Below are 16,496 nucleotides of genomic sequence, written 5' to 3' on the forward strand. Positions count from 1 at the left end.
ACGCCGAATCCGGCGCCCAGCGGTAGCTCGGTCTCGGCGGACACGGTGGCTGTCGCACCGAGCGCGTCCAGCACGCGGGACACGCTCTCGATTTCGAGGTCCCCGCCGTTGAGGCGGACGCGAGTCTCGTCGCTGGCTGTCACCGTCGTCGTCACGCCACTGGACAGCGTCACGCCGGCGCCCCGCGAACCGGTTCGCTGCGGGTCGTCGGCTCGCTGCACGCTGAACAGGCCCGTCACGTGGCCGGGCGCGAACGCCGTCGCCTCGTCGCCCTCACTCATCGCGTCGTAGTCGGAGACGCCACGGATTAAGTGTTTTAGTATCGGCCAGGAAGGTCGGCGGTCGAGCCGTCTCGCCAGACAGCGGCTTGGTCTAGGGACCCAGACGTTGGCGATCCCGCGGGAACGCCGGAAGACGTTCCTGCTCACTCCGTTGCGCGGGCTGCGACTTCCGAGCCCCCGCTCGCCAGACAGCGGCTTCGTCTATGGACTCAGCCGCTGTCTGTCTCGCGGGAACAGCACCGCTTCCCGGATGTTGTCGAGGTCGAGCATCGTCATGACGAGGCGCTCGACGCCGTACGCCCACCCCGCGTGGGGCGGCATGCCGTACTTGAACATCTTCGTGTAGTACTCGAACTGGTCGGGGTCGAGGCCCTGCTGCTCGAAGCCCGCGACGAGTTCGTCGTAGCGGTGTTCGCGCTGGCCGCCGGAGACCAGTTCCATGCGCGGGTGCATCAGGTCGAACCCCTTCGAGAGTTCGGGGTCGTCGTCGTAGTCCTGGATGTAGAACGGCTTGATCTCGCTGGGCCAGTCCGTGACGAAGTAGTGGCCGCCGACGTCGTCGCCGAGCGCCTTCTCGCCCTCCGTCGGGAGGTCGTCGCCCCAGACGAGCTGTTCGTCGAGTTCGCCCGTGGCGTTGATGCGCTCGATGGCTTCCTCGTAGGTGAGCCGCGGGAAGTCACCGGACGGCGCCTCAAATTCCTCGGCGAGGCCGAGGCGCTCGAGTTCGTCCTGGCAGTTCTCCTCGACCGCGCTGTACGCGGCCTTCAGGGTGCCCTCGCAGACGTCCATCGCTTCCTCGTGATCGATGAACGCGGATTCGAAGTCGATCATCGTCGCCTCGTTGAGGTGGCGGGGCGTGTTGTGCTCCTCCGCGCGGAAGATCGGGCCGACCTCGAAGACGCGCTCCAGCCCGGAGCCGACCATCAGCTGCTTGAACAGCTGCGGGCTCTGGTTCATGAACGCCTCGCGGCCGAAGTACGTCACGGGGAACAGCTCCGTGCCGCCCTCGGTGCCCGTCGCGACGATCTTCGGCGTGTTGATCTCCGTGGAGCCGACGCTGCGGAAGTACTCCCGGACCGCGCGCAGGATCTCCGCGCGGATCTCGAAGATGGCCTTCGTCTCGTCCTTCCGGGCGTCCAGCGTCCGGTTGTCCAGGCGCGTGGAGAGGTCGGCTTCGACCTTCCCGGACGGGTCGAGTGGGAGCTGGGGGTCGGCTTCCGCGAGCACTTCGACGTCCTCGGGCACGACTTCGACGCCCGTGGGCGCGCGCTCCTCCTCCTCCACAGCGCCGGTGACCTGGACGACGCTCTCGCGGTTGGCGTTGATGCCAGTCTCCACGAGGTCGTCGTCCATCTCGTCTTTCTCGAACTTGACCTGGATCTTGCCTGTCTTGTCCCGGAGAATGAGGAACGCGATGCCGCCGAGGTCCCGTATTTCGTGCACCCAGCCGGCGACCGTCGCGTGGTCGCCCGGCTCGGCGTCCGCCGTGAACGTTCGGTCCTGCATGCCTCCCGATTCACGAGGACCGGCCTTAAACGGATTCATTTTCCGCGTCGACTACCGCGTCGGCGGCGGCGCTCGCCCACCACATCGTCGGGGACGCACCAACCGCACGGGAGTGCGGGCTCGGGTGCCCTCAGTCCTGCGGGTTCGTGAGCTCTGGTGGCGCGTGCTCGCTGGCCGCGTCGTGGAGGTGGCAGGCCGCCGGGTGGCCGGCCTCGGTGTCGACGAGCTCGGGATCCGTCCGCTCGCAGACAGTCGGAAACGCGTCTGCCAGGCGGTCCGCCGCAGCCTCGACGTCGCCGGAGGCGGCGTCACTGATGGCGGCCGCGAGCACGGACTCGGCGTCCGGGTCCGGGAGAGACGACGGAAGCCCGAACTCCTCGCGGAGCGCAGTGTCGCCGGCGAGGGCGTCCGTGTCGACGTCGCCGTTCTCGGCGGCGAGCCGGAAGTCGAGCACCTGCCGGAACGAGCCGTCGGGGAACTCGAAGTCCTCGGGCGGAACGACGCGCGGACAGCGCGTGTGGAACGAGCACCCGCTCGGCGGGTTCGAGGGGTCGGGGACGTCGCCGGTGAGTTCGACGGCCTCCCCGCGGCTCCGCGGGTCGGGCTCCGGAATCGACGCAAGCAGGGCTTCCGTGTACGGATGCTGGGGGTTCGCGAACAGCTCCTCCGTGGGCGCGACTTCCACCATCTCGCCGAGGTACATCACGCCGACGCGGTCGCAGACCTCGCGGACGACGCCGAGGTCGTGGCTGATGAGCAGCATCGACAGCCCGAGCTCCGACTGGAGGTCGTCCAGCAGCGACAGGATTTCGGCCTGCACGGAGACGTCGAGCGCGGACACGGGTTCGTCCGCGACCAGCAGGTCCGGGTTGAGGATGAGCGCGCGAGCGAGCGCGATGCGCTGTTTCTGCCCGCCGGAGAACTCGTGGGGGTAGCGGTCGGCGTCGTCGGCCGACAGCCCGACGCGTTCGAGGATGTCCGAGACGATTTCCGCCTGGCGGTCGTCGTCCCGGAGGCCGTGGATGGCCAGCGGTTCGGCGACGGACTCCCCGACGGTCATCCGCGGGTCGAACGCGGAGTTCGGGTCCTGGAACACCATCTGGGCGCGCCGCCGGAACCGCTTCTGTTCGTCGTCGTCGTACGCCGTGATGTCGTCGCCCTCGAAGTAGACGTCGCCCGCTGTCGGCTCCTCGAGGCGGAGGACGCTGGTCGCCGTCGTGGACTTCCCGCAGCCGGACTCGCCGACGAGGCCGACGGTTTCGCCCTCGCGGACCTCGAAGCTGATGCCGTCGACGGCCTTCACCTGCCCGGTGACGCGGCGCAGCAGCCCCGAGCGCACGGGATAGTGCTTCTTCAGGTCCCGGACGGCCAGCAGTGGGTCGTCAGTCATCGTTGGCCTCCGCGAGTTCGGGTTCGTCGTAGTCGGCTCCGTACAGCACACAGGACGCCTGGTGGCTGCCGCCGACGTCCTCGAACGCCGGCTGGTCGCCGTCCTCGCAGGCGGGAACGGCGTGTGGGCACCGCGGGTGGAACCGGCAGCCGTCCGGTGGGTCCGTCGGGTCGGGGAGCGTCCCGCCGATGGTCTCCAGCGCCCGTCCCCTGCCGGGGAGGCACTCCAGCAGCGCCTTCGTGTACGGGTGCGAGGGGTTCTCGAAGACCTGGTAGACGTCGCCCGTCTCCATCACTTTCCCCGCGTACATCACGACCACGCGGTCGGCGATCTCCGCGACGACGCCGAGGTCGTGGGTGACGAACAGCATCGCCATCCCGCGCTCGTCCTGGAGTTCGTCGAGCAACCGCAGCACCTGCGCCTGGATGGTGACGTCGAGGGCCGTCGTCGGTTCGTCCGCGATGAGCAGGTCGGGATCGCAGGCCAGCGCCATGGCGACGACGACGCGCTGTTTCATCCCGCCGGAGAACTGGTGGGGGTAGTCGTCGATGCGGTCCTCGACGTCGCCGATGCCGACGCGGTCCAGAAGCGAGTGTGCGCGCTCGCGGGCGGCGGACTTCGGGACGTCGCGGTGCAGCCGGATGGCTTCCACGAGCTGGTCGCCGACCGTGTACACTGGGTCGAGGGCGCCCTGCGGGTTCTGGAAGACGTGCCCGATGCGGCCGCCCCGGTACTCCGTGAGCTGTTTGTCCGGCAGCGAGGTCAGGTCCTCGCCGTCGAATCGCACTTCGCCGGCCGCGATTTCGCCGGGCGGCGTCGGTATCAGTTTCGTGATCGATTCGCAGGCGACCGTCTTCCCGGAGCCGGATTCGCCGACCAGACAGACTGTCTCGCCGGCGTCGACGTCGAAGCTGACGCCGTCGACTGCGCGGACGGTGCCGTCGTCGGTGTCGAACGTGGTGTGCAGGTCTCGTACTGAGAGCAGTGGATTGGACATTCAGGCTACCTCCTTCGGGTCGAGGACGTCGCGAGCGGTGTCCCCGAAGACGTTGAACGCGAGGACCGTACCGACGAGGAACACAGTAATCGAGGCGACAACCCACCAGCCGACGCCCAGCGGTGGAAGGGCGCGATTCAGAATCTCGCCGAGCGACCGCAACCGGACGTCGCTGAGGTTGAGGTACGCGAGTAGGACTTGCGCCAGGATGAGCAGTGGAATCTGGCGCGTCGCCGCCGTGATGACCGTGGCGGCGGAGTTCGGGATGATGTGCCGACGGAGGACGTGGAGGTCGCTCGCGCCAGCGCTGCGCGCCGCCCGCACGTACCCGGATTCGCGCCGCTCGAGGGTCTCGCTGCGGACGAGCCGCGCGATGCCGCCCCAGTTCAGCAGGCCGAACACGAGCGCGAGCGTGAACAGGCCCTTCCCGAGGTACATCGTGGCGACGATGATGTAGACGACGATGGCGGGGATGGTCTGCTGGAAGTCGACGTACCGCATCAGGACGTCGTCGACCCAGCCGCCGAAGTAGCCGGCCGTCGTGCCGACGGCTGTCGCGACCACGACCATGATCATCGCGGCGGTGATCGAGAGCTTCAACGCGATGTGTGCGCCGTACATTACGATGTTCACGACGTTCTCGCCGGTGCTCGTCGTCCCGAGGGGGTACTGCCAGGTGCCGTGGCACCCGGCGTCGGTGACCGGGCCGACGCACTCGACGTTCGCTATGTTGGTGACGTGGGACGTCGTGAACACCGGCGGCTGGTAGTCGGCGTAGAAGTCGACGCGGGGCATCCCGATCAGTTCTGGGCCGACGAGGCCCAGGACGGCGAACCCGAGGATCCACGCCAGACTCAGGAGGCCGGCGGGCCGCCGCAGGAACTCCCGGACGGTGCCCGACGAGCGCTCCCAGTTCGCGACCAGCGGGACGACGCCGTACCGGACGAGGAGGATGCACGCGACGAACAGCAGCCAGTCCATCCGACGCAGGTCCCACGTTCCGACGAGCGCCGTGGTCGCGACCTGGTGGTTGTAGACGAACGTGACGGCGACGGCGGCGAGCGCGAGGACCAAGCCCGCTGTTCGGGGGCGGACGTCGAGGAGGGACGCGGACTGATCACGCCAGTCTATACGCGTGAATAGCGGGGACTGCTGCTCCGTGGAGGGCATTCGTGGGGCTCGTCCCACGGATTAGATTCGACGTGTATAAATCTTTGTGACGTGTCGGCGTGACAGGAAGTATCACTCCCTGCGCTACCGCGCCGTTCAGCGTCCCGAACGCCCGTCTCGGCCACGCGTCGCGTCGCTCAGTCGCCGTCATCCCCCCGTCCACCGAAACGATTATTGACGATGCAACGCGACGCTCGTGTGGTAATGCCCTCCACGCGGTCCTGCGCCCGGCCCGGTGATGTAGCGTGAGCTTCGTGGCCTACGTCGGCCGGCGAACCCTCTTCGCCCTGCTCGCCGTCTACCTCGTGGTGACGGCGACGTTCGCCGTCGTCGCGCTGACGCCGGACACGAAGCTCGGCGGCCAGATCGGCGCGATGGAGCGCGCCGGCGTCCCCCAGGAAGAGATCGACGCCTTCGTCGAGGAGTACCGCGAGCAACGCGGCCTCGACGACCCGCTGCACGTCAGGTACGCCGGCTGGCTCGTCGACGTCAGCACGCTGGACTTCGGGCACTCGTACACGCTCGACACGCCCGTCTCCGACGCGCTGTGGCCCGCAATCCAGCGGACCGCGTTCTACACCGGTCCCGCCATCGTGTTCGCGTTGCTCCTCGGTACGCTCTTCGGAGCGCTGTCGGGCGCGCTCCCCGGCGGCGTCCCGGACTGGGTCACCCGCGTGACCACGTACGCGCTGGCCGGCGTCCCCCTGTTCGTCGGGGCGTTCCTGTACCTCGACCCGTACCTCGGGAGCACCGACTGGCTCCGCCTGTTGCGCTGGGACAGCGCCGTTTTCTACAGTCGCGGCAACGTCGTCAACCCCAACGAGGGGATGTGGCCGACGTCCGAGCCGCTGCGATTCCTCGTCCCCGCGGCGGTGTTCGCCGTCTCGCTGATCGGCTGGCAGTTGCGGTACGTCCGCACGGCGTTCCTCGAACGCAGCGGCGACGAGTCCGTCAAACTCCACCGCGCGAAGGGCGCGGGGCGACTCCGGACGGCCCGCCACGTCCTCCGGAACGCCGCCATTCCCATCGTCTCGGCGTCCCTCTCCGAGCTGCTCGCCGTCGTCCTCCTGAACCTCTTCGTCGTCGAAGCCGTGTTCGGCATCGAGGGCGTCGCCGCGCTCAACATGGTCGCCGTGCGGACGCGAGACATGCCGCTTATCATCGGGACGTCGCTGGTCCTCGCGCTCGGCGGCATCCTCGCGAGCTACGTCCAGGACGTCCTGTACGGCTTCCTCGACCCGAGAATCCGCGCCGGCTAACGATAGGTAGTATTACAGCGTCTTTGTTCGACGTTGGGCGCGAAACTCACGGCGAGTACGGGCTGTGTTCGGCGGGTCTCAGCCGATCCAGTTGGGCATCTCGTCGTCCCAGACTAATCGAACGACTGAGTAACTCACCCCGAGGAAGACCAGTGTCGCAACAAGAGACGGGACAGTTTCCATGTGGGACGCTTGGACTTTGACAGCAAATACCTTTGGTCAAGACGCATCCGTCGTTCCCGAACCACCCGATTCAGCTTCCGGGGTCGGTTCTGTCTACAGAAACCGCGCTCCCAGCTACTGCGACCGCCGTCCCGCGATGCGACGCTCCGCACGGACCCCTCATTCGTGGGGGTCGAGGGCGTCGCGGACGGCGTCCCCCGCGATGTTCGACTCGCTTCGGAACAGGAAACTCCTCGCTTCCTGCGTCGACGCGAGCATCGATACGCGCCGCGAGAGGCTCGTCGCGGTTGCTGGCGACGCGTTCGAACAGTCGACAGAAAGCGACTCGAGGGCGGTCGGTGACCCCGTGTGAGGCGTTGTCCGTGCGAACGGTCAGTGTTACTCGTGGGCGTCCTTGACGCCGCGGACCGTCTCCTCGACGGCGTCGACCCCCTCGTCGTGCAGCAGGTCGCCCACGACGATGGTGTCCGCGCGCTCGCCCATCTGGTAGGCGGCGTCGTAGTCGCCGATGCCGCCGCCGTAGAACAGCGTGGCGTCGTCTACGGCCCTGTGGGCGGCCCCGACGACGTCCGGGTCGCCGAGGGTGCCGGAGTACTCCACGTAGACGATGTCCTGGCCGAGCATGCGCTCGGCGACCGTCGCGTACGCCGCGACCTCGTCGGCCGCGAGGTCGCAGTCCGCGTCCGTGTACTCAGCCACGCTGGCCTCGGGGTTCATGACGACGTACGCCTCCGTCGCGGTGCGGGACCAGTCCAGGTCCCCGATACGGACCCACTCCTTGTGCGCGCCCGTGATCCAGAACGGGTCGCCGGCGTTCATCACGACCGGCACGAGGTAGCCGTCGAGCGCGTCGTCCTCGACGACGACCGCGGGGTTCGACGGCTCCTGGTACAGCGGCACGTCGTGCTTCCGGCACGCGTCGATGACGCGGCGCATCTTCTCGGTCGTGACGTCCATCGTGCCGCCGATCTCGATGGCGTCGGTCCCAGTCCTGCAGACGTCTTCGAACGTCTCGCCCTCTACGAGCGACTTGTCCGGGTCCACCTTGAGGACGTGGTCCCAGTCGGCCCACGGGGTAGTCATGTGCCCCGGTTTCTATGCGGGCCCAAAAACCCCTTCGATGCGGCAAGGCCGCCGCCAGCGCGACCTGACACGACAGATTTGGGATACGTGTCGGTGCTGGAGCCCGCCGCCCGGAGTGGCCGTCGGGTCGAGTCGCGTGGCTGGTCGAGGTTGGAGCGGCCGCTGGCTGGTCGACGGGCCGAGACCGGCGCGGCCGCTGGCTGGCCGTCGGACCGAGAGAAAGAGGGGCGTCCTAGCCGTGGATGCCCATCGCTTCGATCTGTTCCTGGTAGCGGTTCCGGATGGTGACTTCCGTCACCTGCGCGACGTCCGCGACCTCGCGCTGGGTCTTCTTCTCGTTGCAGAGCAGGGACGCGGCGTAGATCGCTGCGGCCGCGTAGCCTGTGGGGGACTTGCCCGAGAGCAGTCCCTTCTCGGCAGTCGTCTCGATGATGTCGTTGGCTTTCGCCTGCACTTCCTCGGAGAGTTCCAGTTCCGAACAGAACCGCGGCACGTACTTCTTCGGGTCGACGGGCTTCATCTCCAGGCCGAGTTCCTGGGAGATGTAGCGGTACGTCCGACCGATTTCCTTCCGCTCGACGCGTGACACCTCCGAAATCTCTTCGAGACTCCGGGGGATGCCTTCCTTCCTGCAGGCCGCGTACAGTGCGCTCGTCGCGACGCCCTCGATGGAGCGGCCGCGAATGAGGTCTTCCTTGAGTGCGCGTCGATAGATGACCGACGCGACCTCGCGGACAGACCGTGGGACGCCGAGCGCGGACGCCATCCGGTCGATCTCCGAGAGCGCGAACTGAAGGTTCCGTTCGCCGGCGTCCTTCGTGCGGATGCGTTCCTGCCACTTGCGCAGGCGGTGCATCTGCGAGCGCTTCTTCGACGAGATCGAACGACCGTATGCGTCCTTGTCCTTCCAGTCGATGGTGGTCGTCAGCCCCTTGTCGTGCATCGTCTGGGTGGTCGGGGCGCCGACGCGTGACTTCTCCTGTCGTTCCTGGTGGTTGAACGCGCGCCATTCCGGACCGGGGTCGATCTGCTCTTCCTCGACGACCAGGCCGCAGTCGTCGCAGACCAGTTCCGCGCGGTCCGAACTCTTCACGAGGTTGTCAGAGCCGCACTCCGGGCACTCCCGCACGCCCTCCTCGGACTCCTCCTGCTCTGTCGCCGTTTCTCGCTCCCGCTGGCGAGTGGACCGTGTCATCGCACTTTTATATTAGCGTTACGCAAACATTTAAACCCGTTGGCGGTGTTGGCACGTAATTCAGACAACAAAATCGGGGGTGGAGCAGCCGATTCCCACCGACAGCGGCACTGAGTCACCGATGGAGGCGGCTTCACGGATAGTAACCCATATACGGGAGGCGGGGTGACTTCGCCTCAATGCCCGTTCTGGAGTGTGACGTCGACGACGCCCGCCAGCGACTCGAAGCCGCGGGCGCGTCGTTCTCGGAGGGGAACTCCGAGTACGAACGCTGGCACGCCGACCTCGGAGACGCCCACGCGGTCGCCTACGACGACAAACTCGTCGTACAGGGCGCCAGCCCCACTGACATCACCGCCGTCGTCGAACCCGACCGCGGCGGGCGCGTCCACGGGTACTTCGACGGCGCGTGCCGCGGCAATCCCGGCCCCGCCTCCGTCGGCTGGGTGCTCGTCTCAGACGACGGTATCGTCGCGGAAGGTGGTGAACGTATCGGCCGCGCCACCAACAACCAGGCCGAGTACGAGGCCCTCACCACGGTGCTGGAGGCGGCCGTCGAGTTCGGGTTCGACGAGATCGAGCTCCGCGGCGACAGCCAGCTCGTCGTCAGGCAAGTGAAGGGCGCCTGGGACACCAACGACCCCGAACTCCGCGAGAAACGGGTCCGCGTCCGCGAACTCCTCCGGGAGTTCGACGACTGGTCGCTCACCCACGTTCCGAGAGAGGTAAACGACCGCGCGGACGAACTAGCGAACGAAGCACTCGACGATGACTGACCTCCCCGAGGACGTCGTCCAGGAAGCCGAACGACTCACGAGGCTCGCCCGCGACGCCGTCGACGACAACGCCGCCGAGGCGTACCGCGACCGCCGCGACGACCTGCTCGACGACCACGAGTTCGTGGCGCGCGTCCGCGATAGCGACGACACCCTCGTCTGCCATCCAGCGGAGTGGCTGGACGACGACGGCCAGGTCCGCCTGGGTGACGTCGCGGACACCGACCGCGCAGCCGAGGTGTCGCTGTCCGGCCCCGGCGAGCAGGGTGACTACGAGGCGGCCGCCGCTCGCAACGAGACACTCGTCGAGCGCGTCCGCGACCAGCACGGGGACGTCCACGGCGACAACGCCGCCGCGTTCGCGGCCTTCATGAACAATCACTACGCGCGCCCCATGGACACCGCTGGCGAGCGCGAACGCGCGGAATTCCGCGAGGAGTTCTTCCCGCGGAACGCGTGGCCGAGCGACGAGCAGCGCGAGACCGTCGCGGAGTCACTCGACCTCGTGTTCGCGGTCGCCGAATCCACCGAGCGTGGATCTTCGGATTCGACGCAGGACGCTTCGGTTTCGGGCGGGTCGACAGACGGGTCGGTGCCCGAGCAGTAACGCGGGACGATAGCAGTCCCTCAAAGACGCTCTTCTTCTACAGTCCCGCGTCGATACGCCCGAAGCTCACGCTACGCGGCGTTGTGCTCGAAGAATACTGGTGGCCGTGAGAACTCCGTTAGTTCTCGGCGACGATGTCCTGGACCTGCTGTTCGCGGTCCTCGCCGGTGAGGAACTTCGAGAGCGTCCACTCCAGGTCGTCGAGGACTGCGTCGAAGCCGTCGTCGGTGAGCTCGTACTGGTTCGTGCGTTTGTCGAGTTCCGACTTCTCCACGAGCCCCTTGTTGACGAGGTCGTCGAGGTTCGGGTACAGTCGGCCGTGGTTGACTTCCTGCCCGTAGTAGTCTTCGAGTTCGCGCTTGATGGCGAGCCCGTAGCGAGCTTCCTCGGCGAGTACGGTCAGGATGTTCTTCTGGAACGCAGTCAGGTCCCGCACGTCCGTACGTGCAGCGGGTTGTGCCTCTGACATACTTGCCCAAATGTCATCCGGCTATTTAAACGCTGCTCAATTGACTGGAGTTCCCGCTGTTCGGGATGCGAAAGCTCTTTTTTCGCGTAGATTGCACCCTCTTCCTATGGTGAATCTCTGGGAAGACCTCGAGACCGGTCCGGACGCGCCGGACGTCATTTACGCAGTCGTCGAGTGCCTCAAAGGCGAGCGCAACAAGTACGAGTACGACAAGGACATCCCTGGCGTGATGCTGGACCGCGTCCTCCACAGCAACGTCCACTATCCCTCTGACTACGGCTTCATCCCGCAGTCGTACTACGACGACGAGGACCCCTTCGACGTCCTGGTGCTCGTCGAGGACCAGACGTTCCCCGGCTGCGTCATCGAGGCGCGCCCGGTCGCACTCATGAAGATGGACGACGACGGCGAGCAGGACGACAAGGTCATCGCAGTGCCCGACGAAGACCCCCGCTACGACCACATCGACGACCTCGAGGACGTCCCGCAGCAGCAACTCGACGAGATCGAGGAGTTCTTCGAGACGTACAAGAACCTCGAAGCGGGCAAGGAGGTCGAGACGCTCGGCTTCGAGGACGCACAGGCCGCCAAGGACGCCATCGAGCACGCCCAGGACCTCTACGACGAGCACTTCGCGTAACGCCGTCGTCCTGGACGGCCGCGGTCCCGTTCTCTGCGACCGATTGGTTGGCCGACACCACGGGAGATAGCGGCTGCTGGCGCCGCTGACCGCCGTTCGAGCGGCCCCGCGTCGCCCCGTTCTCGACCGACATTACCGGTGGGAATGAAGGGGCGACGCGCCCATGTGTTATGCGCATGGGTAATTATATCCGTGTTCCAGTGCTACTAGCTCACGTGATGGCCGCGAAACAGCAATCGTTCGGCATGCACCACGTCACCGTCGTCCCGGACAACTTCCAGACCGCCGACAGCGACGACGAGGACGGCCGAACAGACGCGTCTGCCTGACTGCCCCGTCCGCCTAACTGCCCTGTCTGGTTCGCACAGCGCTTTCTCCGCGTTCTCCACCCAAACCCCAGAGATGACTCCGTACTGCGGTCCCGCGTCGCCCCGTCGTGCGGTGCCCTGCTCTCGACTGACGCACCACGTTCTCCCGCGTGTCCCGTCGCCGGCTACCGATCCGCCCATCCGGGCGTCGGTGCAACGGCCGCAATCGCAGTCGCACAGCGCCGATTCGTGAAACCCGCATCCCGCACTGAGTCGCTCAGCCGACTGAGGATAACATACTTAACCGTTCGCGTGGACTTCCGGCTACATGCTCCCCGAGGTCGGCTCGGTCTCCGCCCCGACGCTCGCGCTCGTCGCCGGCACGATTGCAGCCGGCGGTGCTGGCGGCTACGTGCTGACCGCCGCAATCCGACGGCGCCGGGCGGAACCGACAGACGAGGACTTCGTACAACTCCGGGACACGATCGCTGGACTGGAATCAGTCGCCCTCGTCGTGCCGGAGAACCCCAGCGTCGACGCGCTCGCGGCGTCCATCGGTCTCCGCGAACTCTGCAAGGAGTGGGGCGTCGCCGCGCGCGTGTTCGCGGAGGGCGACGTCACCAGCGACGACGCCAAGGCGTTCTGTAACCTGTTTAATCTCTCCCTGAACGTCGCCGACGACCCCTTGGACGAGTACGACGGCGCGGTCGCGGTCGGCGGCGGCGGCACGGTCCCGTCGTTCGCCAACCGCCCGCCGGTCGTCGCCGTCGTCCGCCATCGCCCGGCGGCCGTCGACCACCCGCTGGTCGTCGCGGGCAACGAGGCCGGCGCCACGTCCACCATCGTCGCGCGGTTCATCGAACGCGCCGGCCGCACCCCCGAACAGGACGTCGCCACCGCGCTGCTCTACGGCATCCGGGCCGGCACCCGCGAGTTCCGCCGGGTGCGCTCCCGGGAGGACTTCCAGGCCGCCAGCTTCCTCCAGGAGTTCGCCGACCAGGGCACCATCGACGCGCTGCGCGCGCCCGGCATGAGCGGCGAGACGTTCGACGTCATCGGGCACGCCATCGGCAACCGCGAACGCCGCGCGAGCTTCGCGGTCACGAACGTCGGCAGCGTCCCGTCAGTGAGCGCGCTCGAGGAAGCCGCCGACACCCTGCTTCGCCTCGACGGCGTCTCCTCGGCCGCGGCGTTCGGCGTGCACGAGGACACCGTCGTCACGGCGTGCCGCGCGGACGACGTCCGGACGAGCGCGATGGACGTCCTCTCGACGGCGTTCGATCAGACGGAAGCGCTGGGCGGCGACGCCGACACCGCGACGGCACGCGTCCCCCTCGGCCTGTTCAGTCGCGTCAGCTCCGACCAGCAGGGGACGCTCGACGAACTCATCGACGCCAGCACCCGGAAAGCGCTGTTCTCGTCGTTCGAGCAGGCCTGACGTGGTCCAGTGGTCGACCCGCACCGCCGTCCCGTCGCCGTCGCTCGGTAAACGTGGCCGGTATCCCCGACTGCGGCCAGTCGTCGCCACAAGACCAACCCTTTAGTACGTCACCGGCTACTCGGCCAGTATGGGTCTGTTCGACCGGCTCCGTGGCGACGAATCGTCGCGGGTCGCGTTCATCGGCATCGACGGCGTCCCCTACAGCCTCGTCCGGGACGAACCCGAGACGTTCCCGAACCTCCACGACGTTCTCGAGGCGGGCGGGGGCGGCGCCATCGACAGCATCGTACCGCCAGAATCCAGCGCCTGCTGGCCGAGCCTCACGACGGGCGTCAACCCCGGCGAAACGGGCGTCTACGGCTTCCAGGACCGCGAGGTCGGGAGCTACGAGACGTACGTCCCGATGGGGCGGGACGTCCAGGCGACGCGCATCTGGGACCGCGTCACCGACGCCGGGCGGGACGCGACAGTGCTGAACGTCCCCGTCACGTTCCCGCCGCAGCGCAACGTCCAGCGGATGGTCTCCGGATTCCTCTCGCCGGACGTCGACAAAGCGTCCCACCCCGACGCGCTCGGCGACTACCTCGATTCCATCGGCTACCGCATCGACGTCAACGCGAAACTCGGCCACGACGACGACAAGTCCGAGTTCATCGAGGACGCACACGAGACCATCGACGCGCGCCAGGAGGCGTTCAAGCACTACGTCGCGGAGGACGACTGGGACCTGTTCTTCGGCGTGTTCATGACGACGGACCGCGTCAACCACTTCCTGTTCAAGGACTACGAGCAGGACGGCGAGTACAAACAGGAGTTCCTGGAGTTCTACGAGAAAGTCGACTCGTACATCGGCGAACTCCGCGACATGCTCGCCGACGACGTCACCCTCGTCGTCGCTTCCGACCACGGATTCACCAGCGAGGACTACGAAGTCCACCTGAACCAGTGGCTCGCGGACGAAGGCTGGCTGTCCTTCCGGGACGACGACCACGACAGCCTCGAGGACATCGCCGACGACACGAAGGCGTACTCGTTCATCCCCGGCCGGTTCTACGTCAACCTCGAGGACCGCGAACCCCGCGGGAGCGTCCCCGAAAGCGAGTACGAGGCCGTCCGCGACGAACTCGCGGAGAAACTCCGTTCGCTGGAAGGGCCCGAGGGCCGCGCGGTCGTCGACCGGGTCGTCACGAAAGCGGACGCCTTCGACGGCGACCACGACGAAATCGCACCCGACCTGGTCGCGATTCCGAACCACGGATTCGACCTGAAAGCCGGGTTCTCCGGCAGCGAGGACGTGTTCAGTGTCGGGCCGCGCAACGGCATGCACTCCTTCGAGAACGCTACCCTGATCGCCGACGACGACATCACCGTCCCGGCGGAGACGGACCTATACGACATCACGCCGACGCTGCTGGACCTGCTGGAGGTCGAGTTCGACGGCCGCGAGTTCGACGGCGAAAGCCTGGTCTGAGTTACAGCGTGTCGGCCAGTTCTTCGGTCTGCACTGCGGCGGGTCGGCCAGTTCTTCGGTCTGAGTTACAGTAGGTCGTCCAGCTCCTCGTTCTGGAAGTTCTCGGTCACCTGTTCGGTCTCGACTGCCTCGCTGGCTTTCTGCGCGCGCTCCATGAACGCTTCCAGGCGCTCGGAGCGCGCGATGCCCGACAGCAACACGAGCACTGCGATCTTCTCGGAGTCAAGCGGGAAGTCGCCGCCGCGCACCTGCATGCTGCGGGTCTCGGTTTCGACCCACGAGCGCGCCTTCTCGACGCCCTTCCGCGGGATGCGGTCGCTGTCCCCGGCGACGACGACGAGCGCCGCCCCGGCTTCCGTGGTCTCCGGGACGCTCATTCCCGTGAGCAGGGACTTCCGGGTCGTCGACGTGATGACGTTGATGTTCTCGCCCGGGTCTGGCGCGGCGTCCGCGTTCGCGAACCCGATGGCTGACATGTCCCCCGACTTGAGGGTGTTGATGACTTCGCTGGAGTCGACGACGCTCTCCCCGACGCCCTCGATGTTCTCGCCGGCCGCCAGCAGGATGCCGATGCGGCGCGCGATGCGTTCGTTGATGGCGTCGAACGCCTCCGTGACGCTCTCGCCGCTCTTCCGCCACGCGTCGTTGTCCACGAGCAGCGTCGAGTCGGCCTCCCGGACGAGTGTTTTCAGTGAGCGACCGGCGTTCGCCTGGTAGATGCCGCCCTCCTCGCGCCCGGGGAGGATGCCGAGCGCGTAGACGGGGATCTCGTGGACGCGCTTGAGTTCCTTCACGAGGACGGGCGCGCCCCCGGAGCCCGTGCCGCCGCCGAGCCCGGCCACGACGAAGATCGCTTCAGTCTGCGGGTCGACGACGCCGTCGAGTTCACCCATGACTTCCCGGATGTCGCTCTGCATGACTTCCGCGCCGAGTTCGTTGTCCGCGCCGACGCCCTGGCCTTTCACGCGCTCCTGGCCGACGAGCATCGTCTTGATGTCCAGCGGTTCGAGGTCCGTCTTCGCGGTGTTGACCGCCAGGGTCCCCCGAATTGCGCCGTAGCCCGCGCGACGGTCCTCCGCGAGCAGCGCCTCCGTTACTTTGCCACCGGCCTGTCCGACACCGATGAGGGCGGCTTTCATATACACCGCATTACTGGGGGTGCCGCCATGAACGTTGTGCCGTCCCGAACATTAAGTACCGGAACGGAACCACCCACTCGCGTGCCCGACGACGACACCGACCAACGGCTGCGAGCCGTGGAGCGCGCGCTGACCGACAGCGAGACGCCAGTTTCGGACCTCTCGGACGCGGCTGCCGTCCACGAGCGACTCGACGCCCTCGACGAGAGAGTCGGCGAACTCGCCGCCCGCATGGACGCCCTCGACGCCACCGTCCAGTCTCTCCACGGGTACGTCGGCGAACTCGAAGCTGTCAACGACCGCGTGGAGCGCCGCGCCGACGCCGCCCGCGCGGCGGTCGAACGCCTGGAGGACGAGCGGCGCCAGAGCCACGATGCGGGCTCCGAGCGGCGTCACACCGCCGAAGCCGAGACCGACGGTACCCGCGGCAGGCAGGAATCCGCGGCCGCCATCAGCGACGCCGAACGCGTAGTACTTCGGGAACACGACGTTGACTGCGTCGCCGGCGCGCTCCTGGCCGAGTTCGTCGAACAGCGCGGGCGCGGCGATCAGCGAGAAGAACACGATGCTACCCAGCCACA

General features: G+C 67.2%; 15 protein-coding genes and 3 pseudogenes. 8 read left to right on the forward strand and 10 right to left on the reverse strand.

What is annotated here, in order from left to right; genetic code table 11:
* The 5 genes and pseudogenes from GRX66_RS09105 to GRX66_RS09125 all read right to left on the reverse strand — a co-directional run.
* Positions 1-281 (reverse strand): annotated as a pseudogene (locus GRX66_RS09105) (pantoate kinase); the annotation flags it as partial.
* Positions 282-482: 201 nt separating this feature from the next.
* Positions 483-1,787: an aspartate--tRNA(Asn) ligase gene (aspS, locus tag GRX66_RS09110; RefSeq protein WP_159526274.1), complete on the reverse strand. Its 1,305-nt coding sequence runs from the start codon at positions 1,785-1,787 to the stop codon at positions 483-485.
* Positions 1,788-1,917: 130 nt separating this feature from the next.
* A complete protein-coding gene (locus GRX66_RS09115) occupies positions 1,918-3,177 on the reverse strand; it encodes an ABC transporter ATP-binding protein (protein ID WP_159526275.1) in 1,260 nt (419 codons plus the stop codon).
* Positions 3,170-4,174, reverse strand: coding sequence for an ABC transporter ATP-binding protein (locus GRX66_RS09120; RefSeq protein WP_159526276.1), 1,005 nt, complete (start codon positions 4,172-4,174; stop codon positions 3,170-3,172). The genes GRX66_RS09115 and GRX66_RS09120 overlap by 8 nt, the downstream gene beginning before the upstream one ends.
* Positions 4,175-5,344: an ABC transporter permease gene (locus GRX66_RS09125; RefSeq protein WP_159526277.1), complete on the reverse strand. Its 1,170-nt coding sequence runs from the start codon at positions 5,342-5,344 to the stop codon at positions 4,175-4,177.
* Between the two features lie 245 nt (positions 5,345-5,589).
* Between GRX66_RS09125 and GRX66_RS09130 the strand changes: the two genes are divergently transcribed.
* The gene (locus tag GRX66_RS09130) at positions 5,590-6,603 is read left to right on the forward strand and encodes an ABC transporter permease (protein WP_325064024.1); all 1,014 of its coding nucleotides are present in this window, start codon (positions 5,590-5,592) and stop codon (positions 6,601-6,603) included.
* 561 nt (positions 6,604-7,164) lie between these two features.
* On the opposite strand, the gene GRX66_RS09135 is transcribed toward GRX66_RS09130, so the two are convergent.
* Together GRX66_RS09135 and GRX66_RS09140 are read right to left on the reverse strand one after the other, a co-directional pair.
* Positions 7,165-7,869, reverse strand: coding sequence for a phosphoglycerol geranylgeranyltransferase (locus GRX66_RS09135; protein WP_159526278.1), 705 nt, complete (start codon positions 7,867-7,869; stop codon positions 7,165-7,167).
* 232 nt (positions 7,870-8,101) lie between these two features.
* Entirely contained in the window at positions 8,102-9,064 is a 963-nt protein-coding gene (locus GRX66_RS09140; protein ID WP_159526279.1) for a transcription initiation factor IIB, read from the reverse strand.
* Positions 9,065-9,243: 179 nt separating this feature from the next.
* On the opposite strand from GRX66_RS09140, the gene rnhA reads away from it, so the two are divergent.
* Together rnhA and GRX66_RS09150 are read left to right on the forward strand one after the other, a co-directional pair.
* On the forward strand, positions 9,244-9,840 hold the full coding sequence (gene rnhA / locus GRX66_RS09145) for a ribonuclease HI (protein ID WP_159526280.1): 597 nt from the start codon (positions 9,244-9,246) through the stop codon (positions 9,838-9,840).
* Positions 9,833-10,447, forward strand: a complete 615-nt coding sequence (locus GRX66_RS09150) for a DUF7108 domain-containing protein (protein ID WP_233745396.1) — start codon at positions 9,833-9,835, stop codon at positions 10,445-10,447. The genes rnhA and GRX66_RS09150 overlap by 8 nt, the downstream gene beginning before the upstream one ends.
* A gap of 118 nt (positions 10,448-10,565) precedes the next feature.
* On the opposite strand, the gene GRX66_RS09155 is transcribed toward GRX66_RS09150, so the two are convergent.
* A complete protein-coding gene (locus GRX66_RS09155; protein WP_159526281.1) occupies positions 10,566-10,916 on the reverse strand; it encodes a PadR family transcriptional regulator in 351 nt (116 codons plus the stop codon).
* A 106-nt stretch (positions 10,917-11,022) separates the two neighbouring features.
* On the opposite strand from GRX66_RS09155, the gene GRX66_RS09160 reads away from it, so the two are divergent.
* The 4 genes from GRX66_RS09160 (at position 11,023) to GRX66_RS09170 (ending at position 14,776) form a co-directional block, all read left to right on the forward strand.
* Positions 11,023-11,556, forward strand: coding sequence for an inorganic diphosphatase (locus tag GRX66_RS09160; RefSeq protein WP_159526282.1), 534 nt, complete (start codon positions 11,023-11,025; stop codon positions 11,554-11,556).
* A 200-nt stretch (positions 11,557-11,756) separates the two neighbouring features.
* A complete protein-coding gene (locus tag GRX66_RS20305; protein ID WP_267903072.1) occupies positions 11,757-11,885 on the forward strand; it encodes a hypothetical protein in 129 nt (42 codons plus the stop codon).
* A 307-nt stretch (positions 11,886-12,192) separates the two neighbouring features.
* Positions 12,193-13,302, forward strand: coding sequence for a DHH family phosphoesterase (locus tag GRX66_RS09165; RefSeq protein ID WP_159526283.1), 1,110 nt, complete (start codon positions 12,193-12,195; stop codon positions 13,300-13,302).
* Positions 13,303-13,432: 130 nt separating this feature from the next.
* Positions 13,433-14,776, forward strand: a complete 1,344-nt coding sequence (locus GRX66_RS09170) for an alkaline phosphatase family protein (protein WP_159526284.1) — start codon at positions 13,433-13,435, stop codon at positions 14,774-14,776.
* A gap of 65 nt (positions 14,777-14,841) precedes the next feature.
* On the opposite strand, the gene GRX66_RS09175 is transcribed toward GRX66_RS09170, so the two are convergent.
* The gene (locus tag GRX66_RS09175; RefSeq protein WP_159526285.1) at positions 14,842-15,915 is read right to left on the reverse strand and encodes a tubulin/FtsZ family protein; all 1,074 of its coding nucleotides are present in this window, start codon (positions 15,913-15,915) and stop codon (positions 14,842-14,844) included.
* Positions 15,916-15,942: 27 nt separating this feature from the next.
* On the opposite strand from GRX66_RS09175, the pseudogene GRX66_RS20940 reads away from it, so the two are divergent.
* Positions 15,943-16,200, forward strand: a pseudogene (locus tag GRX66_RS20940) (DUF7310 family coiled-coil domain-containing protein); the annotation flags it as partial.
* 228 nt (positions 16,201-16,428) lie between these two features.
* Here GRX66_RS20940 and GRX66_RS20945 read toward each other — a convergent pair.
* Positions 16,429-16,479, reverse strand: a pseudogene (locus GRX66_RS20945) (hypothetical protein); the annotation flags it as partial.
* Positions 16,480-16,496: the final 17 nt, after the last annotated feature.

It is taken from the genome of Halobacterium bonnevillei (assembly GCF_009831555.1).
Classification (GTDB): Archaea; Halobacteriota; Halobacteria; order Halobacteriales; family Halobacteriaceae; genus Halobacterium; species Halobacterium bonnevillei.